A 23,039-nucleotide genomic window follows, 5' to 3' on the forward strand; every position below is an offset into this window, starting at 1 on the left:
CTACAACGCAGGGTAGCCAAGGCGTCAGCGCGAGCGCCACTCGATCGCCGGGCAGACGTCCATGACCATCCGCAGCCCCGCGTCCTTGGTGCGCCGGAACGCCTGGTCGTCGACCACGCCGAGCTGGAACCACACGGCTTTGGCACCGATCTCGACGGCTTCGTCGGCGAACTGCCCCGCGTCCTCGGAGCGCCGGAACACGTCCACGACGTCCACCTCGAACGGGATGTCCTTCAGCGAGGCGTAGCCCTGTTCGCCGTGGACGGTCTCGGCCGACGGGTGCACGGGCACGATCTTCTTGCCGCGCTGCTGCAGGAAGCGGGCAACGCCGTGGGCGGCGCGGGACGGGTTGTCGGACAGGCCGACGATCGCCCAGACCTGGCAGTTCTCGAGAATCCACTCGACGTCGTCACGCATGCGCCCAGCCTAGCCCCGCATCGCAATTTGTGACGCCGGTCACAATGGAGTCCGTGCTGTCGAAAGCCACCGCCGCCCGATCGACGCGTGGGTAGAAACGCACGCACACCCGAGTTCACGAGGAGACCGACATGCGCTTCATGGTCATCGTCAAGGCGTCCGAGGAGTCCGAGAGCGGCGTCCTGCCCACCGCCGGCGAGCTCGCCGAGATGGGGGCCTTCAACGAGGAGCTGGTGAAGGCGGGCGTGATGCTCGCGGGCGAGGGGCTCTACGACAGCGCGAAGGGCGTCCGCGTCCACTTCGACGAGAAGGGCGCGACGACCGTGGTCGACGGCCCCTTCGCCGAGACCAAGGAGCTGATCGCCGGCTTCTGGATCTGGGAGCTGCCCACGCTCACCGACGCCGTCGAGTGGCTGAAGAAGGCGCCGTTCCGCGGCGGTTCGGTCGAGATCCGGCAGATCCACGGCGCGGAGGCGTTCGAGGAGGTCATGACGCAGGAGCTCAGGGAGCAGGAGGACCGGCTGCGCGAGCAGATCACGGCGCAGAACCAGTAGCGGCGGCGCGTGGCGGGCCCACCCGGCCCGCCGCACCGTCCGGTGTGGACGCCGCGGGCCTAGCGGCGCCGGGTCTTCGCGCCCTTCTTGGCCGGCTTCTTCGGCTGCCGCTGCCCGGAGGACTGGCGCTGCCCGGAGGACTGCCGCGCCTGGGACTGCGACTTCGACTGGGCCGCCGCCTTGCGCGGCTTCTCGGCCGGTTCCGCGGCGGGACCGCGGGTGCTGTTGACCGTGCGGCCGCGCACGATGCCGATCAGGTGCTCGACCAGCTCGGGGTTCTCGTCCTCGATCAACCACGCCAGCGCGACCCGCGACTGCGGTGCGTCGTGCACCGGCACGTGCTTGAGGTCCTTGCGGTGGTGCAGGCGGGCCAGCGACTGCGGCACGACCAGCAGACCCACCCCCGCGGCCACGAGCTCGACGGCGGCCGCGGTGGTCTCCGGCCGTTCGACGGGCGCCTGCCCCGGCTGCTCGTCCCAGCGGAGGGTGTCGTCGGCGGGCTGCCACAGCACGTGCTCGCGCAGGTCGGCCAGGGACAGCTCCTCGGCGGCCGCGAGCTCGTGGTCCTTCGGGACGACGACGACCGTGGTCTCGGTGTAGAGCGGGATCGCGTGCAGGTCCTCGCGGTCGCCGGGCAGCCGCAGCAGCACGGCGTCGGCCTCCTTCGCGCGCGCCTTGGCCGCGGCCTCGGCGACGGGGACTCCGACGAGGTGCAGCGGGGTCTCCGGCAGGCGTTCCTGCCAGACCCGCGCCCACTTGCCCGGCGTCACACCTGGGACGTACGCGAGCGTGAAAGAGCCGGTCACCTCCCGAGAGTAGCCTGGTCCGCCGGGTGGCCGAACGACCCGGTTACCCTTTGCGCATGAAGTCGCAGCAGACGATGAAGCCCGCCACCGCCGCCAAGAAGCTCGGCGTGTACCTGGAGGCGACGCCCGAGGAGTTCCGGGCCGGCGTCGTCTCGCGCGACCAGCTGGACGAGATGCAGGCGAACCCGCCGGAGTGGCTGCGAGACCTGCGCCGCAACGGCCCGCACCCCAAGCAGCTGATCGCGCAGAAGCTCGGCATCTCGACGTCGGGCCTCGTGCGCGCGGGCATCACCGAGGCGCTGACCACCGAGCAGATCACCGCGATCAAGGAGGAGAACCCGGACTGGCTGGTGCGCGAGCGCGCCACCTACGCCGAGTTCAAGGCCGAGGAGGCGCGGCTGGCGGAGAAGGCCCGTCTGGAGGCGGACGCCGAGGCCTAGGAGCCGCCCCGCCGTTCCGCTGAAGAAACCGCTCCGAGCGGTTAGGTTGAACGGCATGGGCAAGTCCCCGGCTGTGGAGCTCGAGGTGGAGGACCGCGTCGTGCGGATCTCCAACCCCGACCGCGTCTACTTCCCCGCGCGCGGGGAGACGAAGCTGGACCTCGCGCGGTACTACCTGTCCGTCGGCGACGGCATCGTCCGCGCCCTGCGGGAACGCCCGTGCATGCTGCACCGCTTCCCCGAGGGCGTCACCGGCGAGAAGGTGCACCAGAAACGCCTTCCGCACGGTGCGCCGCCGTGGGTCCGCACGGTGCGGGTGCACTTCCCGCGCTACAACCGGCACGCGGACGAGCTGTGCGTCTCCCACCTCGCCGACGTCATCTGGGCGGTGCAGATGTCCACAGTGGAGTTCCACCCGTGGAACTCCCGCGCGGCCGACACGGAGAAGCCCGACGAGTGGCGCATCGACCTCGACCCCGGGCCAACGTGCCCGTTCGACCGCGTGCGCCGCGTCGCCCTGGTGGTGCAGGAGGTGCTCGCCGAGCTGGGCGCGGTGGGCTTCCCGAAGACGTCGGGCTCGAAGGGCTTGCACGTCTACGTGCGCATCAAGCCGTCCTTCGGCTTCCAGGACGTCCGCAAGGCCGCGCTGGCGTTCGCGCACGAGGTGGAGCGCCGCGCGCCCGACGACGTCGAGACCACCTGGTGGCGCAAGGACCGCGACCCGTCCCTGGTGTTCGTCGACTACAACCAGAACACCCGCGACCGCACGATCGCCAGCGCCTACTCGGTCCGCGGCCACCCGGAGGCCACGGTCTCGACCCCGGTCCGCTGGGACGAGATCCCGGACGTGGACCCGCGCGAGTTCACCATCGCCACCGTCCCCGCCCGGTTCGCGGAGCTGGGTGACCTGCACGCCGGCATCGACGACGCGGTGTGGTCCATCGAACCCCTGCTGGAGTGGGCAGCCCGTGACGAGCTCGAGGTCCCCGATGAGCAGTGACGCCGTGAAGTTCACGAGCCTCGACCAACCGCTCTTCGGCGGCACCGTCAAGGCCGACCTCGTCGACTACCTGGGCTTCGTCGCCGACCGCTTCGTCCCGGTCCTCGCCGGCCGCCCGCTGTCGGTGTGGCGGGTCCTGCGCGGCCAGGACCCCTTCATGCAGAAGAACGTCCCGAAGTACACGCCGTCGTTCGTCAAGACCACCTCGGTCTGGGCGGAGGCCTCCCACCGCTCGATCCGGTACGCGCTGTGCGACGACGAGCGGACGCTGATGTGGTTCGCCAACCAGCGGGCCGTCGAGTACCACGTCCCGCTGTCCGCCGGTGAGCACCAGACGCACCTGGTCCTCGACGTCGACCCGCCGGAGGACGCGGGCTTCGACGTGGTCGTGCGGTCGGCGTTCTTGATCCGCGAGGCACTGGCGGCGGCCGGTCTCTCCGGCCTGGTGAAGACGAGCGGCGCCAAGGGCGTCCACGTCTTCGTCCCCCTGCTCCCCCACGACCCCGACGACGTCGCCGCCGCCACCCGCGCCCTCGCCGCGCGCGCCGAGAAGCTCGACCCCGCTCTCGCGACCACGGCGTACATCCGCGCGGAACGCGGCGGCAAGGTCTTCCTCGACTCGACCCGCGCGTGGGGCGCCACGGTGGTCGCCGCCTACAGCCCGCGGTTGCGCGAGGGCCTGCCGATCTCGTTCCCGGTGCCCTGGGAGTCGCTGGCCGACGTGACCCCGGCCGACTTCACCGTCCGCAGCCGGTTCGAGGGCGATCCGTGGACGTCGCTCATGCCCGCACCGCAGCAGCTGCCCGCGGACCTCGTGGCCGAGGGGCACGAGATCCCGGTGGCCAGGGTCGTGGCGATGCACGAGGGGAAGCGGCGGAAGCGGGCGGCGGAGCAGGCGGGCGAGTAGCCGCGCTACGACGGGTCGGACCCGCGGAAGGCGCCCCACCACAGCCCGAGGGCCCCGGCGACCACCGTGGCCGTGACCCACCCGAAGAACCCGCTGTCGTCCAGGTAGGCCCAGAACAGCCCGACGAACGGTGCCGGGGCGAAGAACACCGAGTCGACCCGCAGCTGCGCCCACACCCCGCGCACCCCGACGGTCTCGGCGTCCGGCCGCACCGGGTTGTCCACGCGCCGTCCCCGCGGGTGCCGCGTCACCACCCGCCCCGACGGGTACACCGCCACCCCGTCCAGGACGAACACCCGCCCGCGCCGCTCCCCGGCCGACGGCGACGGCAGCGTCACGAGCACCGGGTCGTAGTACACGGGCACCCACCGCTCGGTGGGCCCGTCGAGCTCCAGCCACGACCGCACCATCAGCCCTGACTGCACCCGGATCCGCCGCACGGTCACCGCCTCCGGCGCACCGCGGCGGGAGGCCAGCAGCACCCGCACCGCACCGGCCAGCACGACCAGCACCGCCACCGTGGCGGGGAACGTCACGCCGCCCAGCGCGCGGTCCGTGTCCACCAGCAGGTCCGACCCCGGCAGCACCGCCCGCGACGGGTCGGCCGGGTCGTAGGCGACCTGCGCCTGCCGGCCGACCAGCTTGTCCCCCGAGGAGTAAGCCACCCGCGCCGAACCGGACGGCCAGCGGACGTCCACGTAACCGTCCGAATAGGACACCACGTCGGCGATGGCACGGGAGGTCAGCGACGCCAGCTCCGCGCGTTTGTCCGTGTAGGACAGCCACGAGAACAGGGCGACCACGCCGCACACGAGCAGCACCACACCGGTGGCGACGAGACCATGACGCAAAGCGCGGACGCGCACAGGAAACTCCTACGGGCAAAGCGAACGGCCCGGCGGGGAGACCCACCGGGCCGTTCGGGCCTTACTACAACCGAGTACCTACAGCCGGGTCACTTCTGGATGAAGCCCATGTGGATGTAGTCGTACGGGCGGTTCGCGTACGCGACGGCACCGAAGTTCGCCACGGTGTCGCGGACCGCGACGGCGCCGGGCGACTGGTAGAGGGGCAGCTGGTGGCCCGCCTCCCAGATCTTCTTGTCCGCCTCGTTGGCGATCTCGAAGCGCTTGGCGTCGTCGAGCTCACCGTTGGCCTGCTCGAGCAGCTTGTTGATCTCCTCGGAACCGATGCGGCCGTAGTTCTGGTTGGTGCTGGCCTGGTCGAGGAAGTAGATGCCCTTGCTGTCCGAGATCGGCGAGGCCGAGGACAGCCAGCGGAAGCCGGTCATGTCGAAGTTGCCGACGTTCACGTACTGCTTGAAGTAGTCGGCGCTCGGCACGGCCTGGATGTCGACCTTGGCGCCGACGTCCTTCAGCTGCGTCTGGACCAGCTTCGAGATGTTGTCCGACACCGGGTTCGGGGTCGGGATGATGTACCGGATGACGAGCTCCTTGCCGTCCTTCTTCCGGGTCTCACCCTCGAGCTTCCAGCCCAGCTCGTCGAGCTGCTTCTTCGCGGCTTCCTTGTCGAACGCGGCGACGGCCGAGTTGTCCTTGTACTCCTTCGAGCCGATCAGGAAGAAGTGGTTGCCGACGACCTGCGGCTCGCCCTTGAGCATCTGGCCGAGCAGCGCCTTGGCGATCGTCTTGGTGTCGATGGCCTTCATCAGCGCGACGCGGAGCTTGGCGTCCTTGAGGATCGAGGTGTCCGCACCGTTGAACGTGATGTGCGAGTAGTCCGGCGACACGGCCTGGCGGATGACGGCGCCCGGCGTGGTCTTGGCACGCTGGAAGTAGTCGATGTTCGAGCCGATGTCGTAGAAGTCGATCTGGCCGTTCGCGAACGCGTCAGGGCCGGCGGTGCGGTCGACCTGGCGGAACGTGATCGAGTCGAGCTTCGGCTTCTCGCCCCACCAGTTGGCGTCGCGGACGACGGTCACGATCTTCGCGGTGCGGTCGATCGAGCCCAGCTTGAACGGGCCGGCGGTCGTCTGCGGCTGGTCGGCCCAGCCCTTGTTGAAGACCTCGGGCGAGTCGAACATCGCCTTCGGGTAGAGGGGCGAGAAGATGCCCTTCCACTCGGCGAACTTCTTCTTGAACGTCACCTTGACGTCCTGGTCGGTCGCGCCCTTCTCGACCTTCTCGATGTCCTCGTAGCCCGTGGTGGTCGACACCTCGTAGGCCTTGTTGGTGCCGTTGAGGGCCTTCCACATGGACTCGAAGTCCTGCCACGAGATCGCGGTGCCGTCCGACCACTTGGCCTTCGGGTTGATCTTGAACTCGAGGACCTGCGGGTCGGAGGAGGCGAGCTTCGCGTCCTCCAGGTAGTCCTTGTTGACCTCGATGGTCGAGTCGGCCTTCTGCGTGAACAGGCTCGGCATGAACGTGCGGAGCATGACGTCCGTGTCGGCGTTCGTGCCGTCGAGCTGCCAGTTGTTCCAGTTGTCCGCCAGCGAGGTGATCGGCCAGTTGAAGTTGCCGCCGTCCTTCACCTTGGACGCGTCCTGCGGGTTGATGTCCGCCTGACCGACGGCCTGGTCCGTTCCCTTGAGCCCGGTGTCGTTCTTAGCGGGCCCCCCACACGCCGTAAGCGTGAGGGCGACCGCGACCAGTGCGGCCGCTCCCACCTTGGTACGTCGACTCACTGTCGTGAACCTCCCTCGTGCCCGGACACCAGTTGCCGGGGACACTGTTCCTTCGTGCACGCAGGTCACCTGAGCCATCAGAGGACCTGTCGAATCTGGGCGAAGTGGCAGGCGGCCTCGTGGTCGACTGCCTGGACCTCGCGCGGCGGTTCCAGCTCGATGCACGTGCGCTGCTTCTCGGGAGGCAGCGAGGCGTGCAGGAAGCACCGGGTGCGGAACCGGCAGCCGGACGGCGGGTTCGCCGGGCTCGGCAGGTCGCCGGTGAGGATGATGCGCTCGCGCTGGCGTTCCTTGACGGGGTCCGGGATCGGGATCGCCGACAGCAGCGCCTGCGTGTACGGGTGGCGCGGTGCGTCGAACACCGAGTCCACCTCGCCGATCTCGACGATCTTCCCCAGGTACATCACGGCCACCCGGTCCGCGATGTGGCGCACCACCGACAGGTCGTGCGCCACGAACAGGTAGGCCAGTCCGAGCTTGGACTTCAGCTCCTCCAGCAGGTTGATGACACCGGCCTGGATGGAGACGTCGAGCGCGGAGACCGGCTCGTCGAGCACGACGAGCTTGGGCTCCAGAGCGAGGGCGCGCGCGATGCCGATGCGCTGGCGCTGGCCGCCGGAGAACTCGCCGGGGTAGCGCGACACCACCTCGGGCCGCAGCCCGACGAGCGACATCAGCTCCGGCACCCGGCGGGCGATGTCGGACTTGCCGTAGCCGTGCACCTGCATCGGCTCGGCGATGATGTCGTAGATCGGCAAGCGCGGGTCGAGCGAGGCCATCGGGTCCTGGAACACGACGGACATGTCCCTGCGGATCTCGAAGCGGCGCTTGGCGTCCAGGGACGCCACGTCCCGCCCGAGCACGGAGATGCCGCCGCTCATGGGCTTCTCGAGGCCGAGGATCTCCATCAGCGTCGTGGTCTTGCCGCAGCCCGACTCGCCGACGAGGCCCAGGGTCTCGCCCTCGCGGATGTCGAACGTGATGCCGTCGACGGCGTGCACGGTGCCGACGCGGCGCTTGAACACCACGCCCTTGGTGACCGCGTACTCCTTGACCAGCTCGTCGAGGCCCAGCACGACGTCGCGCTGCTCGCGCGGCACCTTGGCGATCTCGGCCTCTTCGACGACCTCGGCGCCGTAGATCTCCGCCGCGGCCTCCGCGCCCTCGGCGTCGGTCGCCGCGATCTCGCCGGTGCGGATGCACGCGGCCTGGTGCTCTGGCGAGCCGTCCACGTCGATCAGCGGCGGCTCGGCGGTGTGGCAGGCGTCGACCACCATCGGGCAGCGCGGCGCGAACGGGCACCCCGGGGGGAGGTCCGTGAGCGCGGGCGGCTGGCCCACGATCGGCACCAGCGCCTGCTTCTCGCCGACGTCCAGGCGCGGGATCGAGCCGAGCAGGCCGAGCGTGTACGGCATGCGCGGCCGCTGGTAGATCTCGTCGACCAGGCCGGTCTCGACGGCGCGGCCCGCGTACATGACCATCAGCCGGTCCGCGAACCCGGCGACCACGCCGAGGTCGTGGGTGATGAGCACGATGCCAGCGCCGGTGACCTCCTGCGCGGTCTTGAGCAGTTGCAGCACCTGCGCCTGCACCGTCACGTCGAGCGCGGTGGTCGGCTCGTCGGCGATGATCAGGTCGGGGTCGTTGGCGATCGCCATGGCGATCACCGCGCGCTGCCGCATGCCGCCGGAGAACTCGTGCGGGAACGCCTTGGCGCGCTCCGCGGCGTTCGGGATGCCGACCAGGTCGAGCAGCTCGACCGCGCGCTTGGCCGCGGCCTGCTTCGACACGGCGCCCCTGCGGTGCACCAGGATCGCCTCGGCGATCTGGTCGCCGACGGTGTAGACGGGCGTCAGCGCCGACAGCGGGTCCTGGAACACCATCGAGACGCGCCGGCCGCGGATCTTCGACAGCTCGGTGTCGGTGCGGCCGATGAGCTCGCGGCCCTGGAACCTGATGGAACCGGTGATGCGCGCCGAGGACGGCAGCAGGCCCATCACGGCGAGCGACGACACGGACTTGCCGGAGCCGGACTCGCCGACGATGCCGAGCACCTCACCGGGCGAGACCTGGTAGCTCAGGCCGCGCACGGCCTGCACGCGACCGGCCTCGCTGGGGAAGGACACGTGCAGGTCCTCGACCTGCAGCACCGGCCCGACGGCCGCCGGGCCGGCCGGCGAGTCGAACTGGATCTCCGAGGTGGTCATCGGGACGCCTTCTCCTTGCTGTCCTTCTTCTCGCGCTTGCGCACGCGCGTGGAGGTCGGGTCGAGCGCGTCGCGCAGACCGTCGCCGACCCAGTTGACCGCCAGCACGAACACGACGAGGAAGCCCGCCGGGAACAGGAACAGCCACGGGAAGGTGGTCGCGGACTGCGACGCGGAACCGATCAGGGTGCCGAGCGAGACGTCGGGCGACTGGACGCCGAACCCGAAGTAGCTCAGGCCCGTCTCGGCGAGCACGGCCGACCCGACGTTGATGGTCGCGTCGATGATCAGCAGCGACGCCATGTTCGGCACGATGTGCTTGGCGATGATCGTGCGCGCCGGCTGGCCCATGAACTTGGCCGCCTTGACGAACTCGCGTTCCTTGAGCGTCAGCGTCATGCCGCGCACGATGCGCGCGGTGATCATCCACTGGAACGCCGCCAGCATGAACACCAGCAGCCACCACGACTCGCCGCGGAACAGCGGGCTGAGGATCGCGATGATCAGGAACGACGGCAGCACCAGCAGCAGGTCGACGACCCACATGAGCGCGCGGTCGGCGACGCCGAGGAAGTACCCGGCGGTCGCGCCGATGATCGCGGCGACGGTGGTGGAGATGAGCGCCACCAGCATGCCGATGATCAACGACTTCTGCAGCCCGCGCATCACCTGCGCGAACATGTCGGTGCCGATGTTGTCGGTGCCGAAGATGTGCTCGTTGTAGGGCGGCTGCAGGAACGCGGTGTAGTCGCGGTCGGTGTAGCTCCACTGCGAGAAGAACGGGCTGACGAACGCCATCAGGTACAGCACCACGATGATGCCGAGCCCGACCAGCGCCAGCTTGTTGCGCTTGAAGCGGATGAACACCAGCTTGCCGCGGGTCATCGCCTTGCCGGGGTCCGGAGCGGCGTCCACCGGGCTGCCGGAGGCGGCGCCGGAGGTTCCCGCGGAGTCGCCCTCGTTGAGGATCACGGTCACGTCGTCGTCCTCTTCTAGTTGACCCGGATGCGGGGGTCGAGTGCGGCGTACAGGACGTCGGCCAGCCAGCCGGAGAACAGCACGCAGACCGCCACGAACAGGGTGACCGTCGCGGTGACGTTCGTGTCCTGCTTCGAGATCCCCTCGACCAGCCAGTGGCCCATGCCGAACCAGTTGAAGATCGTCTCCGTGAACGTGCCGCCGACGACGAGCAGGCCGAACCCGAACGCGAACAGCGTCGCCATCGGGATGAGCGCCGTGCGCAGGCCGTGCTTGAACAGCGCCCGCCTGCGGGTGAGCCCCTTGGCCTGCGCGGTGCGCAGGAAGTCGCTGCCCAGCACGTCGAGCATCGACGAGCGCTGGTAGCGGCTGTAGTAGGCGATCTGGCCGAGCGCGATCGTCAGCGTCGGCAGGATCAGGTGCTGCATCCGGTCCCAGAAGTGCTCGAACCAGCTGCCCTCGAAGTTCGGCGTCGTCTCGCCGACGAACAGCAGCACGTTGCTGCCGACCGCCTCGTTGAGGTCCTGTGCGCCGATCTTGAGCAGGTTGCCCAGCACGAACACCGGCGTGGACAGCAGTATGAAGCTGAAGAGGGTCGCGAAGTAGTCGCTGAACTTGTACTGCCGGATGGCGCTCACGACGCCCAGCAGCACGCCGAACAGGATGCCGATCGTGATGCCCAGCAGGAACAGCCGCAGGCTCACGCCGACGCGCCGGCCCAGCTCCTCCGTGATCGGCCGGTCGGTGACCGTCTTGCCGAAGTCACCCTGCACGACCCCGCTCATCCACGTCACGAACCGCTGCGGGATCGGCTGGTCCAGGTGGAGGTCTCTCTTCTTCGCCTCGATCGTGGCTGCCGGCGGCGGGGGGTTGCGCTGCTGCAGCACCCCGATCGGGTCGAACGTGACGGAGGCCAACGTGAACGCGAGGAACGTCGCCACGAGGGCGAGCACCACGTAGTTGACCAACCGCCGCAACAGAAATCCGGCCACCCGTGTTCAGTCCTCTCCCCGGTGGTTGCGACGTCGGCGCACTGGATTGCAGTGGACGAGTTGCACGAGATTAACCGCCGTTCTGGCGGACCGCCGCCCACCCCCACCATTCGCGGGGGTCCACTGACCGGGCCATAGTCGCCCACGTCAGCGGCAAAGGACGGCCGATCAGCCACATCAACAGTTGACTCTCGGCAATTGTGTGTCCAAGCGTGACCATTGTGCGTCCAGATCGCTGTATTCCCGGGCTTGTTCTGTCTCGGCACGGATCGACATGCCGCATCCGGGTGAATGCATTGACCGGAAGACGTGGGACAAGCAGCGCAATGTCATCGCAAACCCGGCATCACACAGCGGAGCTATTCGGGTGTCCGGAGTGACTGGATCGATCAGGCCCAGCGGGTGCCGCCGGGCGGCCCACCGGTGGCTCCGCCACTCCGCCCGCGAGCCGGTCGTCCCGTGGCCGCAACCGCACCGCCTCCAGGCGGGCCAGCGGTGAGGCGTGACGCGCGGTGTGGCGCGCGGGTCAAGCCAGCCGCCACAGGCGGTCGCCCGCGATCACGAACACCTGCCCGCCCGCCACCGCGGCGGCGCTGACCTTCCCGGTGGGCCCGTCGGCGGGCCGCTCGTCCCGTTCGGACACGAGCTTGACGCCGCCGTGGTCGACGAACAGCGTCGGGACGCCGTTGACCGGCACCGGTGGCGCGAGGTCGTCGCGGTCGCCCACCGGGACGTCGGGCGTGGAGACCTTCCGCCACCCCGCAGGCTCGGCCTGCGACCCCTGCCACCACGCGAGCTTCCCGCCGCTGCGGCCGACGACGTGGCAGGTGCCGTCCCAGCAGCGCGCGGCGAGCGCGGCGTCGCCGTCGGGGAGGGTCGCGGTGGTCCAGGTGCGGCCGTCGAACCGCCAGACCGCGGCACCGGTGCTGCCGCCGCCGGTCTGCCAGCCGACGACGAGCGCGCCGCCGTCGTCCGTCGAGGTTGCCGCCATCGGGAACTTCAGCAGCTCCTGCGAGCTCTCCAGGACCGTGCCCGCGCTGGGTTCGCGGGTCCACGTACCGGCGCCGTAGGTCCAGGTGGCGATGTCGAGACCGGCCTTCGCGCTCTGCCAGCTGCCGATGATCCGCGGGCCGGTCGCGGTGCCGACGACGGTGAGCAGCTCCCCCGCCCCGTACCCGCCGAACGTGCTGAAGCCCTGCGGCTGCTCGGCGATCTGGCGGCCGTCACCGGTCCACGCGCTCCACCGGACGTTGCCGTGCGCGCCGCCGCGTTCACCGCCGACGCCGAAGACGTCCCGGCCGTCGGACGTGAGCCCGTACCAGTGCGCCTCCTTGCCGTACGGGGTGGCCGGCGTGAGGCGGACGGCGCTCTGGGTGCCGTCCTTCGCGCGCAGCACCAGCTCGGGGTGGTCGCTGGGCCGCGTGCCGACGAGCAGCGCGTCCCCGTGCGGCGCCAGGGCCTCCGGGGTCGCGGTCAGGTCCACGCGGACCAGCTCGACCCCGTTCGCCGCGGTGCCGGAGCACCCGGTGAGCACCAGCAGAACCACGAGCACCAACCTGCGCATGGGCGTCAGTATGACCACATGCGCCCTGAACGCGGACAGGTTCTGCACTTCTCCGAGGACCCGGCGATCACGCGGTTCGTGCCGCACCTGGCGGCGACCGCGCGGCAGTCCGGCGAGTACGTGTGGGCGGTGGACGCGGAGCGGTCGCCGGACCACTGGTTCCCGCGCCAGTGCCCGCGGGTGCTGGCCTGGGTGGTGGACGGGACGACCGCCGGGGACCGCGACCGGGTCATCGGGCCCGGCTGCGGCGACCGGGTGCACGCCGTCGAGTACGGCTGGCTGGAGCGGATGCGGACGGTGGTGCTCTACGCCTACCGGTTCGACGCCGGGCCGTTCCGCCCGTTCGGCGAGCAGGGCGAGGGGCCGGGGCACGCGGTGGTGGCGACGGTCCCGGTCGAGCCGCTCGGGCCGCCCGAACGCGTGGGCGACCTGTTCGAGCTGCACGAGGAAGCGGAGATCTCGTTGCGGGTGCTGCCGGCGCTGCAGCCGTTCTGGGCCGCGGTGCGCGGGAGAACCCTCGGGTGGAGCGGCATCCGGTTGGGCAACGCCCGGCAGGTGGGGTGACCGGCGTGCGGACGAGTTCCCGGGAAGCCTGGTAAACGTGGACGCATGGGACTTCTCAGCGGGATGATGGGCAACGCTTCCAAGCTCGACCCCAGGGCGGCCGCGCAGGAGTTCGGCCGGCTGCTGGCCCAGGGCGAGCAGGTGCACGCGGCGTACCAGCTGCTGCGCGACGCGTTCGTGTTCACCGACCGGCGCCTGATCCTGGTCGACAAGCAGGGCATGACCGGCAAGAAGGTCGAGTACCACTCGATCCCCTACCGGGCGGTCACGCAGTTCAGCGTGGAGACCGCGGGCCACTTCGACCTCGACGCGGAGCTGAAGATCTGGGTCTCCGGCGCGGATGCGCCGATCGCCAAGCAGTTCGGCAAGGGCGTGGACGTGTACGAGGTGCAGGCCCTGCTGGCCGCTTTCGTCGCACGGTAGCCGGTGTCCTGTGGGGACACCGGCGGCGCGGGAACCCGTTCTGCGGTGAGCCCTAGCGGGCCTGCAGCATCGGGCGGAACCGGTCGCGGTACGCCCATGCCAGACCGATCTCGGCGGCGACGACGAGCAGTGCCGTCACCAGGCCGCCGGTCTCCAGGAAGACGTGGAACAGGAAGATGTTCACCACCACCGGCGCCAGCAGTGCGAGGGCCAGCGGCACGAACCGGCCGACCATCAGCAGCACGCCGGCGACGAGCTCGACACCGGCGGTCAGCTGCAGCATGTACCCGGTGGCGTACAACGCCCCGGTGAACGCGACACCACCCGGCGCCATGGTGCTCGGGTCCGGTGCGGGCAGGAACATCAGGAAGCCGTTCAGGCCGGTCGTCGCGAACAGCAACCCGGTCAGCACCCGCGTCACGGCGGTGGCGTAGCGGCCGACGGCGAACTTGCGGGTGGCGGTGGCGGTCGTGGCGCTCATGGTGATTCCCTCCAGGATGTCGTGTCCTTCCACTGATGCGTCGAACGGCACCGGCACCGGATCGACACGCGCCGCGAAAAATCTTGAAAGAGTTCTGCCGCCGGCCCGAGCACGAGGACCACGTCGTCTCCACGGTCCTGCCAACGTTGTCACCTCGGGCGCGGCACCTCGTGGCCACGTTCGCACGGCTTGGCCCGGTGCGGCGTGCTTCAGGTTGTCGGTATGGCAGGGCTTTGCGAGTATGCGGGTCCGTCTCTTCGTGAGGAGCGATTCCGGTGGCCACTCGCCTCAACCCGTACCTGCGCTTCGACGGCTCGGCCCGCGAGGCCATGGAGTTCTACCACTCGGTCTTCGGCGGCGAGCTGAAGGTGAGCACCTTCGGCGAGTTCGGCATGCGGGACACGCCGCAGGCCGATCAGGTCATGCACGCCCAGCTGGAGACCGAGGCCGGTTACACGATCATGGCCTCGGACACGCCGCCCGGAATGGACCACCGGCCCGGCGACACCATCACCGTGTCCCTGTCGGGTGACGAGGAGGTGCTGCGCACCTACTTCGAGAGGCTGTCCGAGGGCGGCGAGGTCGGGACGCCGCTGGAGAAGCAGATGTGGGGTGACGAGTACGGCGACCTCACCGACCGCTTCGGCGTGCGGTGGATGGTCAACCTCGGCTGACCGGTCCGGCGAGGTCCTCCCACCGGGTCGCGGCGGTGGCCCCGCCCGCCGCACTGCCGCATCATGTGGACCATGAGCGAGCGTCTGCGCCGGGTGGTCGGCCGGCTCGGCGTCCGGCCCCGCGACCGGGTGCTGGAGATCGGCTGCGGCCAGGGCGTGGCCGCCGGGCTGGTGTGCGAGCTGCTGTCCACCGGGACGCTCACGGCGATCGACCGGTCGGTGAAGATGGTGGAGGCCGCGACCCGGCGCAACGCGGCGCACGTCGCGTCCGGCAGGGCCGAGTTCCTGATCGCCTCGCTGGAGGACGCGGACCTCGGCGACCGCCGGTTCGACCTGGTCTTCGCGGTCAGGGTCGGGTTGTTCCACCGCGACCCCGGCCGTGCGCACGAGCTGGTGCGGCCCTGGCTGGCACCGGACGCGCGCGTGCTGTCGTTCTTCGACGAGCCCGGTGTCGCCTCAGCGCGGCTCCCCTGACGGGCCGCGCGGCGCGTCGAGGCTCTGCCGCAGGACCTCCTCGGCCCTGGCCCGCCAGTCGGCGGTCTCGTCGACCACGCCGTTGAGCACGGCGACGGCCACCAGCGTGACGGTGCCCTGGACGTCCGCGGTCAGCGCCGGGACCACCGGGGCGGCGGTGAACGCGGTGCCCTGCGGTGCTTTGTGCCGTGCGGTGCCGGTCCAGCCGGCGACCGGGACGAGCGCGGACGGCAGGTCGGTGGCCCAGCCGGTGAGCTCGGCGCGGGTGCCGGGCGGGGCGCCGACCACCCGGTGGATGCGCAGCTCCTGGTCGTCCCACACGGCGGTGACGCTCTCGACCCGCAGGCCGGGCACCATCGGCTGGTGCGCGTCGAACACCGGGCGGTGCGCGGAGGCGGCCCAGTTGTCCCGCGCGCCGAGCGGCTGGATGCGGCGGCGGACGCTGCGGTCGCCGTTGACCGTGAGGCAGAGGTGGTTGTCGGCGGTGTTGTGCCGCGCGGTCGGGCCCGTGGCGGTCGAGTAGGCGAAGCGGCCGTAGAGCGGGTCGTCGTCGGTCGCGTGCTCGCCCTCGAACGGGCGGACGTGGTCGCTGCCGTGGTTGTGCAGCCGGGTGATGCCGTTGTGCCGCTGGACGAGCAGCCCCGGTCCCGGGAGTGCGAGCACGCGGTCCTCCTCGTCGGCCTGCTCCTCCGGTGCGGTCCACAGCGGGTGGTCCGGTCCGGCGAGCAGGCAGACGAACGCCTTGCTGGCCCAGTACGGGGAGGCGGGACCGGAGTAGGGCTGCAGCGACGCCTCGTGCGGGCCGTGCCAGCCGAGGCTGAGCAGGCCGTCGGTGAGGGCGCCGCGGTCGAGGAAGTAGCGGAGGTTCCGGCCGATCAGGTCGCGGGACCGGCCTGGGCTCAGCGGCGTCTCGCCGGTGACCGCGCCGAGGGCGATCGCGGCCGAGGCGGCGAAGCGGTAGGTGAGCGACCGTCCGAAGTAGACAGGGGCGCCGTCCGCGCCGAACAGCAGGGCGAAGCTCTCCAGGTGCTCCCCGAGGTGGGTGGTGACCGGTGTGCCGCCGAGGTGCGCGTCCAGCGCCGGGTAGAGGTGCAGCGCCCAGCCGTTGTAGTGGTCGAACGCGCGGCCGTCGCCGTCGGAGTACCAGCCGTCGCCGACGTACCAGCCTTCGAGCAGCTCCATCGCGCGGTGCCGCGCCTGGCGGGTCTCGGCGTCTCCCCTGCCCACGGCGTCGAGGAACGACGCGACGGTGTACGGGAAGAAGTACCAGTTGTTGGCGGCGGGCACGTGCCGGAGCGCTTCCCGCAGCCACGCCTCGGCGCGGTCCTGCTGGGCTTCGCTCAGCCCGTCCCACAGCCACGGCTTGGTGAGGCGCAGGCCGAGTGCGACCGACGCCGACTCGACCATCGGCTGACCGACGTCGGTGATCGCGGGCCACTCCCCCGCCGTTCCCGCGGTGAGGCCGGCCGCGTAGCGCTCCAGCAGGTTGTCCGGGTCCTCGCCGTGGGCGGTGCGGAAGGCGGCGGCGAGGAACGTCCGCGCGTAGCCCTCCAGGCCGTCGGAGCGGACACCGCTGCGCGAGGGCCGTCCGGGCAGGTCGAGGAAGGCGTTGTCGGGTGAGGCGTGCCGCCAGGCGGCGGCCAGCAGGTCGTCAGCGGTGCGGACCCAGTGCTCGCGGCTGAGGCTCACGCGATGTGCTCCCGTCGTTCGGCCGGTACCGGTGTGGCGAAGGGTTCGCCGCCCGCCCACCTGCGGACCTCGGCGACGGCGTGCTCGGCGAGGCGGCCCCACTCGTTGCCCTGCGACCCGGCGAGGTGCGGGGTGATCAGCACGTTCTCGTTGTGCCACAGCGGGTGCTCCGGCGGCAGGACCTCGGGGTCGGTCACGTCGAGCACGGCCCGGATGCGGCCGGCCTCGTCGGCGAGCGCGTCCTGGTCGACGACGGCGCCGCGGGCGGTGTTGATGAGCACGGCGTCGTCGCGCAGGAGGCCGAGCAGCTCGCGGCTCACCAGTCCCCTGGTCTCGTGCAGCAGCGGGGTGTGCACGGTGACGACGTCGCTGCGGCGGAACAGGTCCGTGAGCGACACGGACTCGGCACCGTCCACGCAGGACACGAACGGGTCGTGCACCAGGACGTGGAAGTCGTGCGGCCGCAGCAGTTCGACCACCCGCCTGCCGACCAGCGACGCGGACAGGACGCCGACGGTGGTGCGGAAGTTGCCGACGGTGCCCGGGACGTCGTAGAGCCCCATCTGCCCGGTCTCGCGGTAGTCGCGGGCGCGTTCGAGCACGCGTTTGCCGCTCAGCAGGATCATGGCGAGCGCGTACTCGGCGACCGGCACGGCGTTGGCGGGCGCGGCGCTGGACACGGCGATGCCGCGGTCCCAGCAGGCGTCGGTGACGAAGCCCTTGACGGACCCGGCGGTGTGCACGATCGCCTTCAGGCTCGGCAACCGGCGCAGCACCTGTTCGGTGATCGGCGGGCAGCCCCAGCCGGTGACGAGCAGGTCGACGTCGGGCAGCTCGTCGAGGTCCCCGGTGACCGGCCCGAAGTCGCAGAGCTGCCGGAGCCGGTCGAGCACGGGCGCGAGGACGGCGGCCTGCGCCTGCGCCGACATCGCGGCCGCGGCCCTCACTTGACGGCTCCCGCGGTCAGGCCGGCCCGCCAGAACCGTTGCAGCAGCAGGAAGGCGACGATCAGCGGCAGGACGGCGAGCAGCGATCCCATGATCACCACCGGGAAGTACTCGGGGCTGACGGTGGCGGAGCTGTTCCACTGGTAGAGGCCGAGGCTGACCGGGTAGAGCTTCTGGTCGGACAGCATGACCATGGGGAGGAAGAAGTTGTTCCAGATCGCGGTGAGCTGGAACAGGAAGATCGTGACCGCGCCGGGGCCGAGCATGCGCAGCGCGACCTTGAAGTAGGTGCCGAGGTCGCCGGCGCCGTCGATGCGGGCGGCCTCCAAGACCTCGTCGGGAACGTAGCCCTGGCTGAAGATGCGGCCGAGGTAGACGCCGAAGGGGTTGAACAGCACCGGGATGAACACCGCCCAGAACGTGTTGACCAGCCCGGCCTCGGACGCCATCAGGTAGAGCGGCAGCGCGAGCACGGTCTGCGGCACCATGACGGCGGCGAGGACGAGGGCGAACAGCTTCTCCTTGTGCCGGAACGCGTACTTGTCGAACGCGTAGCCGGCGGCGATGGAGACGAACGCGCTGACGGCGGCACCGACGACCGCGTACAGGACGCTGTTCAGGTACCAGCGGCTGTAGAGGCCCTTGTCCATCGCGAAGAGCTCCTTCACGTTGTCAGCGAAGGAGAAGTCGCTGAGCGAGAGCAGGTCGCTCTGGAACAGCGCGTCGACGTTCTTCGTGGCGGCGAGGACGAGCCACAGCACCGGCAGCAGGGTGTAGAGGACCGAGATGCCGACGACCGCGTTGACCGCGGTGCGGCCGAGGAGGGTCATCGGGCCGCCTTCCTGTTGGTCCAGCGGGTGATGGCGTAGGACAGCGCGACCGTGAACGCCAGCAGCACCACGGACGCGGCGGCGGCGAGGCCGTAGTTGTTGCGGGTGAAGGCGGCGTCGTAGATGTACATGCTGGGCGAGAAGCGGGCGCTGATCACCGGGGTGGACTGGCTGAGCAGCACCGGTTCGGTGAACAGCTGCAACGCCCAGATGAGCGTGAACATCGAGACGGTCACGATCGCGGCCTTGACCAGCGGTGTCTTGATCCGGATGGCCTGCTTGACCGGTCCGGCGCCGTCCACGACGGAGGCTTCGAGCACCTCGCGCGGCACGGCCTGGAGCGCGGCGTAGAAGATCACCATGTTGTAGCCGAGGTTCGACCACAGGGCGATGTTCACGATGGACGGCAGGACGGTGTGGATGCCGAGGAAGTTGATCCGGACGTCGGCGTGGGCGAACAGGTCGATGATGGGGCTGAGGCCGGGGGTGTAGAGGTAGAGCCAGATCAGCGCGGCGATGATGCCGGGCACCGCGTGCGGCAGGTAGAGGCCCATCTGGGCCCAGCCGCGCAGCTTCGCGACGCCGGAGTCGAGCAGGAGCGCGAGGGTGAGCGCGCCGACGACCATGACCGGGAGGTAGATCAGGCAGTAGAGGACGACGGTGAGCAGACCGGAGCGGAAGGTGGGGTCGCTGAGCACGGCGGCGTAGCTGCGCAGGCCGACGAACACGGTGCTCTCGGGGCCGAAGCCGAGGCCGGGCTGGTCCTGGGCGAAGAAGCTCAGCCAGACCGCGGTGCCGGTGGGGATGAGGAAGACGGTGGTCAGCAGCAGGAAGAACGGCGCCATCAGGACGGCGCAGGCGAGCTTGCTCCTCACCGGTCGACCTCCTCTGTGGACAGTCCGAGCGCCTTGAGGTCGGGCATGGTGCCGCTCTGCGCTTCCCTGACGGCGTCGAGCAGGGTGCCCTCGCCGGCGCCGGCCCTGGCGAAGCCGTCCTGCATGACCTTCTGGGTGGCGGTCATCCGCGGGCCCCACACCCAGCCGTCGAGGATCTTGTCGGCTTCCTGCTTGAAGAGCCGGTAGACGTCCTGGCCACCGTAGTAGTCGCTCGGGAACGCCTTGGCGCCCGCCTCGACCAGGCCGGGTGCCACCGGGTACTGGCTGCTGGTGCCGCTCTTGAGGCGGGCGGTGAGCGCGTCGGGGTGGGTGGTCTGCCACTCGATGAACTCCATGGCGGCCTCGGGTTCCCGGCAGTCCCTGGTGACCGCGAACGTGGAGCCGCCGTGGGTGCCGACGTGCGGCCGGTCCCAGACCGGCATGGGGGCGATGCGCCACTTGCCCTTCTGCCCGGGGCGGGCGCGCATCTGGGCGCCGGCGTCCCAGGCGCCGCTGAGCCGCGTCAGCACGAGGTCCTGGCCGAGCTGGGCGTCGTGCTGCTTGCTGTCGGCGGCGTTGCGGAAGACGAGGTCCTCGTCGATGAGGCCCTGCCAGTAGCCGGCGACCTTGCGGGTGGGGCCGTCGGCGAGGCTGACCTGCCACCTGCCCGCGCTGGTGTCGAACCACTTCGCACCGGCCTGCCAGGCGAAGCAGGCGAACTGCGTCGCGCCGTCGGTGGGGAAGAGCGCCAGCCGTCGGTTCGGGTGGCCGGCCCTGACCTTCCGCGCCAGTGCGGTGAACTCGTCCCAGTCCCGCGGCGGCTGGTAACCGCTTTCCGCGAACAGGTCGGCGCGGTAGTGCAGGACCATCGGCTCGACGTCGAGGGGAACGCTGAACACGCGGTCGTCGAACGTGGTGAGCTTGAGGGCCTGGGGCAGCAGCTTCCGCTTGACGCGGTCGGTGACGAGGTCGGTGATGTCGCGGGCCACGCCGTCGATGGCGTAGCCGGGGACCTGCGGGTACTCGATGGTCGCGACGTCCGGTGCGTTGCCCGCGCGGGCGGCGTTGCTGAGCTTCGCGTAGCCGCCCTGACCGCCGGAGGGGATCTGCTGGAAGACCACCCTGATGCGGTTCTGCGAGGAGTTGAACGCGTCGACGACCTGCTGACTACCGCGCAGTGCCGACCAGAAAGTGATCTCTACCGGACCTCCGGCACCGCGGCGTTGCGGAGTGGAGCAGGCCGCCAGTGGTGCCGCGAGACCCGCCGCGAGGAGCGTGCGACGACTCAGGCGCATACGACGCATCCTGATCGCCTGATCGCTTTTGCGTCAAGAAACGGTCAAACGCTCAGTCGATGACCGGACCTTCAACTCGGGCAGCAGCTCGATCCGTTCGCCGGTCGTGCTCTCCCCGCGCAGCTTCCTCAGCAGCAACTCAGCGGCCACCCGCCCGACCTCGGTCTTCGGTGGCGCGACGGCGGTGAGCGGGATGCTGCCGAGCGCCGCGACCACGTCGTCGTAGGCGACGACGGAGACCCCGCCCGGCACGCTCACACCGGCGTCGACCAGCTGTTGAACCAGGATCAGCGCGTCCACGTCACCGTGCAGGATCATCGCGGTCGCCTTGCGGGCCTTCACGACCTCCACCAGGCCGAGCCCGGGGTCGCTGCCCATCGCGACCGCCAGGTCGAGCCCCTCGCGGGTGATCTCGGCAAACGCTTTCCGCAACGCCCGCGCCGTCGGGCTGTCGTCCCGCGCCGCCAAGACGACCCGCCGGTGCCCGAGCGCCCTGAGGTGCTCGACGGCGAGCTGCATGCCGTACCAGTGGTCCGAGCACACCGAGCTCATGGCCCGCAGCGCCCCGCCCGGCCGCCGTTCCATGAGGACGGTCGGCACGCCGGTCCCGGCCAGCCACGAGTCAGCGAGCTCCTCCTCGTGCGTCCGCCACCGCGGCGCGATCAGCAGGCCCTGCACGGGTTCCTGCAGCGCCCGTTCGACGATCGGCCGCTCCGCGCCCCTGACCTGCGGCGCGATGTGCAGCACCACCCGCAGGCCGGCCTCTTCGAGGGCTTTGCGGGCACCGTTCATCGTCTCGTACAGGTAGGTGTGCCGTTCCGGGACGACCAGCGCGACCGCGCCGTTGACCTGCTGGTGCACCACCGGTTGCGCGACCGGCACCAGTGACCGCACCACGCCGTGCCCGCGCCGCAGCCGCCCGCTCTGCGCGAGCTCCTCGACGTCGCGCCGCACGGTGACGACCGAGACGTCCAGCTCGGTCGCGAGGTCGCTCACCCGCACCGCACCGCGTGAGGCGACCACGGCCAGGATTCGCTGCCTGCGCACTTCGCCGACCTCGCGCATGGGCCTCCTACCGCGCCACTTTCCTGATCGTTTGACCGTTTGCCGGGAGCATAACCCGCGGTGTCGCGACCGCACCGGCAACCGCGCCGGCCGCCGTGACCCCGGCCGCCACGAACGCCGCCGTCCGCACGGACGTGCCCTCGGCGATCAACGGCCCCGCGACCGCACCCACGACCGTCGCAAACGCTTCCACCACCAGGAAAACGGCGCCGATCCGCCCGAGGAACCCGTTGGGCACGACTCGTTGCAGCACTGTCTGCGGCACGACCAGCGCCACCGACCCGCACACCCCGACCACCACCGCCGCCCCGGCCGCGCCCACCGTCCCGCCCGCCGTGAACAACCCGACGAACCCCGCCGCAACCCCGAGCTGCGCCACCGCCAGCACCGTCCGCGGCTGCACCCGGCCCACCCACCGGTTGACCACCGCTCCGGCGAGGAACCCGATCCCCAGCGCCGACAACACCACCCCGACCTGCGCCGCACCTCCCAGCTCCCGCACCCCGAACGGCACCAGCACGGCCGACAACGACGCGTTGGCCGCGAGGAACACCCCGCTCAACGGCAACAGCACCCGCGCCACCGGCACCCCGGCAAGCACCCTGATCCCCTCCCGCAGCCCAGGCTTCGCCGCCTCCGCCACCGACCGCGCCCTCGTCAACGCGATCGCACCCGCCGACACCAGGTAACTGGCGACGTCAACGACCACCAACGCCTCGAACCCGGCCCACAACAACAACACTCCACCCAGCGGCGGCCCCACCAACCGCACGACGCCGTCGGTGGCGGCGTTCCACGAGTTGGCACTCGTCAGCCGCTCCCCCACCCCGACCACCGCCGGCACGAAGGCCTGCGCCGCAGGCCGAAAGGCCACCGCCCCGGCACTTTCCACGACCACCGCCGCGTAGATCGCGGCCGGCGTGCCCACCACCATCCCCGCAACCGCACCGGCCCGCACAAGATCGGCCACGACCATGACCCGCCGCCGATCCCACCGGTCGACCACCATCCCGGCCCACACGCCGAGCAGCAACGCCGGCAGGTGCTCCGCCGCCAACGCCAGCCCGGTCGCGACCACCGACCCGGTCACCGCGTACACGTGCGCCGGCACCGCCACCACCAACAGCCACGACCCGAGCAGGCTCACCGCACGCCCACCCCACAACAGCCGGAAATCCCGAAGCCCCCAGGCGCTCATACTCACAAGATAG

General features: G+C 70.5%; 24 protein-coding genes. 8 read left to right on the forward strand and 16 right to left on the reverse strand.

All coding sequences use genetic code 11. The features are described 5' to 3' along the window. Positions 1-24: 24 nt before the first annotated feature. Entirely contained in the window at positions 25-417 is a 393-nt protein-coding gene (locus tag AB0A63_RS34390) for a CoA-binding protein (RefSeq protein ID WP_360398687.1), read from the reverse strand. Positions 418-548: 131 nt separating this feature from the next. On the opposite strand from AB0A63_RS34390, the gene AB0A63_RS34395 reads away from it, so the two are divergent. Next, positions 549-971, forward strand: a complete 423-nt coding sequence (locus AB0A63_RS34395) for a YciI family protein (RefSeq protein ID WP_360398689.1) — start codon at positions 549-551, stop codon at positions 969-971. 59 nt (positions 972-1,030) lie between these two features. Here AB0A63_RS34395 and AB0A63_RS34400 read toward each other — a convergent pair whose 3' ends face one another. Continuing rightward, positions 1,031-1,777 (reverse strand): LysR substrate-binding domain-containing protein, encoded by a 747-nt coding sequence (locus tag AB0A63_RS34400; RefSeq protein ID WP_360398691.1) that lies wholly within the window; start codon positions 1,775-1,777, stop codon positions 1,031-1,033. Positions 1,778-1,851: 74 nt separating this feature from the next. On the opposite strand from AB0A63_RS34400, the gene AB0A63_RS34405 reads away from it, so the two are divergent. The 3 genes from AB0A63_RS34405 to AB0A63_RS34415 are packed head-to-tail and all read left to right on the forward strand — an operon-like array spanning position 1,852 to position 4,124. Next, positions 1,852-2,217, forward strand: a complete 366-nt coding sequence (locus tag AB0A63_RS34405; protein WP_360398876.1) for a DUF5997 family protein — start codon at positions 1,852-1,854, stop codon at positions 2,215-2,217. A 55-nt stretch (positions 2,218-2,272) separates the two neighbouring features. Beyond that, the gene (ligD, locus tag AB0A63_RS34410; RefSeq protein ID WP_360398693.1) at positions 2,273-3,217 is read left to right on the forward strand and encodes a non-homologous end-joining DNA ligase; all 945 of its coding nucleotides are present in this window, start codon (positions 2,273-2,275) and stop codon (positions 3,215-3,217) included. Further along, complete coding sequence (locus AB0A63_RS34415; protein ID WP_360398695.1) at positions 3,207-4,124, forward strand: ATP-dependent DNA ligase; 918 nt, start codon at positions 3,207-3,209, stop codon at positions 4,122-4,124. Before ligD ends, AB0A63_RS34415 begins: the two co-directional genes overlap by 11 nt. Before the next feature lie 5 nt (positions 4,125-4,129). Here AB0A63_RS34415 and AB0A63_RS34420 read toward each other — a convergent pair whose 3' ends face one another. The 6 genes from AB0A63_RS34420 to AB0A63_RS34445 form a co-directional block, all read right to left on the reverse strand. Next, on the reverse strand, positions 4,130-4,990 hold the full coding sequence (locus AB0A63_RS34420) for a hypothetical protein (RefSeq protein ID WP_360398697.1): 861 nt from the start codon (positions 4,988-4,990) through the stop codon (positions 4,130-4,132). An 89-nt stretch (positions 4,991-5,079) separates the two neighbouring features. After that, a complete protein-coding gene (locus tag AB0A63_RS34425; RefSeq protein ID WP_360398699.1) occupies positions 5,080-6,771 on the reverse strand; it encodes an ABC transporter family substrate-binding protein in 1,692 nt (563 codons plus the stop codon). Positions 6,772-6,848: 77 nt separating this feature from the next. Further along, positions 6,849-8,978 carry an ABC transporter ATP-binding protein gene (locus AB0A63_RS34430; protein ID WP_360398701.1) on the reverse strand — a complete coding sequence of 710 codons (2,130 nt, stop codon included), beginning with the start codon at positions 8,976-8,978 and terminating at the stop codon, positions 6,849-6,851. Continuing rightward, the gene (locus AB0A63_RS34435; protein WP_360398703.1) at positions 8,975-9,955 is read right to left on the reverse strand and encodes an ABC transporter permease; all 981 of its coding nucleotides are present in this window, start codon (positions 9,953-9,955) and stop codon (positions 8,975-8,977) included. The genes AB0A63_RS34430 and AB0A63_RS34435 overlap by 4 nt, the downstream gene beginning before the upstream one ends. Before the next feature lie 14 nt (positions 9,956-9,969). Continuing rightward, positions 9,970-10,947: an ABC transporter permease gene (locus AB0A63_RS34440; RefSeq protein ID WP_360398705.1), complete on the reverse strand. Its 978-nt coding sequence runs from the start codon at positions 10,945-10,947 to the stop codon at positions 9,970-9,972. A gap of 526 nt (positions 10,948-11,473) precedes the next feature. Next, positions 11,474-12,511 carry a hypothetical protein gene (locus AB0A63_RS34445; protein ID WP_360398707.1) on the reverse strand — a complete coding sequence of 346 codons (1,038 nt, stop codon included), beginning with the start codon at positions 12,509-12,511 and terminating at the stop codon, positions 11,474-11,476. A gap of 18 nt (positions 12,512-12,529) precedes the next feature. Here AB0A63_RS34445 and AB0A63_RS34450 point away from each other — a divergent pair, with 18 nt between their 5' ends. Next, on the forward strand, positions 12,530-13,075 hold the full coding sequence (locus tag AB0A63_RS34450; protein ID WP_360398709.1) for a DUF6886 family protein: 546 nt from the start codon (positions 12,530-12,532) through the stop codon (positions 13,073-13,075). Positions 13,076-13,120: 45 nt separating this feature from the next. Continuing rightward, positions 13,121-13,498, forward strand: a complete 378-nt coding sequence (locus AB0A63_RS34455; protein WP_360398711.1) for a PH domain-containing protein — start codon at positions 13,121-13,123, stop codon at positions 13,496-13,498. Positions 13,499-13,550: 52 nt separating this feature from the next. On the opposite strand, the gene AB0A63_RS34460 is transcribed toward AB0A63_RS34455, so the two are convergent. Then, complete coding sequence (locus tag AB0A63_RS34460; protein WP_360398713.1) at positions 13,551-13,979, reverse strand: hypothetical protein; 429 nt, start codon at positions 13,977-13,979, stop codon at positions 13,551-13,553. A gap of 275 nt (positions 13,980-14,254) precedes the next feature. Between AB0A63_RS34460 and AB0A63_RS34465 the strand changes: the two genes are divergently transcribed. Beyond that, positions 14,255-14,653, forward strand: coding sequence for a VOC family protein (locus AB0A63_RS34465; protein WP_360398715.1), 399 nt, complete (start codon positions 14,255-14,257; stop codon positions 14,651-14,653). Positions 14,654-14,725: 72 nt separating this feature from the next. Next, on the forward strand, positions 14,726-15,127 hold the full coding sequence (locus AB0A63_RS34470) for a class I SAM-dependent methyltransferase (RefSeq protein ID WP_360398718.1): 402 nt from the start codon (positions 14,726-14,728) through the stop codon (positions 15,125-15,127). Here the strand turns inward: AB0A63_RS34470 and AB0A63_RS34475 are convergent. Genes AB0A63_RS34475 through AB0A63_RS34505 form a run of 7 tightly spaced genes read right to left on the reverse strand, consistent with a single transcriptional unit; the run spans position 15,110 to position 23,026 of the window. Further along, positions 15,110-16,816 carry a DUF2264 domain-containing protein gene (locus tag AB0A63_RS34475; protein WP_360398721.1) on the reverse strand — a complete coding sequence of 569 codons (1,707 nt, stop codon included), beginning with the start codon at positions 16,814-16,816 and terminating at the stop codon, positions 15,110-15,112. The genes AB0A63_RS34470 and AB0A63_RS34475 overlap by 18 nt on opposite strands. Next, positions 16,813-17,763 carry a hydroxyacid dehydrogenase gene (locus AB0A63_RS34480; RefSeq protein ID WP_360398724.1) on the reverse strand — a complete coding sequence of 317 codons (951 nt, stop codon included), beginning with the start codon at positions 17,761-17,763 and terminating at the stop codon, positions 16,813-16,815. The genes AB0A63_RS34475 and AB0A63_RS34480 overlap by 4 nt, the downstream gene beginning before the upstream one ends. Further along, positions 17,760-18,593, reverse strand: a complete 834-nt coding sequence (locus AB0A63_RS34485) for a carbohydrate ABC transporter permease (RefSeq protein ID WP_360398727.1) — start codon at positions 18,591-18,593, stop codon at positions 17,760-17,762. The genes AB0A63_RS34480 and AB0A63_RS34485 overlap by 4 nt, the downstream gene beginning before the upstream one ends. Further along, positions 18,590-19,468, reverse strand: a complete 879-nt coding sequence (locus AB0A63_RS34490) for a sugar ABC transporter permease (RefSeq protein WP_360398730.1) — start codon at positions 19,466-19,468, stop codon at positions 18,590-18,592. The genes AB0A63_RS34485 and AB0A63_RS34490 overlap by 4 nt, the downstream gene beginning before the upstream one ends. After that, positions 19,465-20,763 carry an extracellular solute-binding protein gene (locus AB0A63_RS34495; protein WP_360398733.1) on the reverse strand — a complete coding sequence of 433 codons (1,299 nt, stop codon included), beginning with the start codon at positions 20,761-20,763 and terminating at the stop codon, positions 19,465-19,467. The genes AB0A63_RS34490 and AB0A63_RS34495 overlap by 4 nt, the downstream gene beginning before the upstream one ends. A gap of 33 nt (positions 20,764-20,796) precedes the next feature. After that, entirely contained in the window at positions 20,797-21,828 is a 1,032-nt protein-coding gene (locus AB0A63_RS34500) for a substrate-binding domain-containing protein (protein ID WP_360398736.1), read from the reverse strand. A 7-nt stretch (positions 21,829-21,835) separates the two neighbouring features. Then, entirely contained in the window at positions 21,836-23,026 is a 1,191-nt protein-coding gene (locus AB0A63_RS34505) for an MFS transporter (RefSeq protein WP_360398739.1), read from the reverse strand. Positions 23,027-23,039 lie beyond the last annotated feature (13 nt).

Source organism: Lentzea sp. NPDC042327, assembly GCF_040647275.1.
Lineage (GTDB): Bacteria > Actinomycetota > Actinomycetes > Mycobacteriales > Pseudonocardiaceae > Lentzea.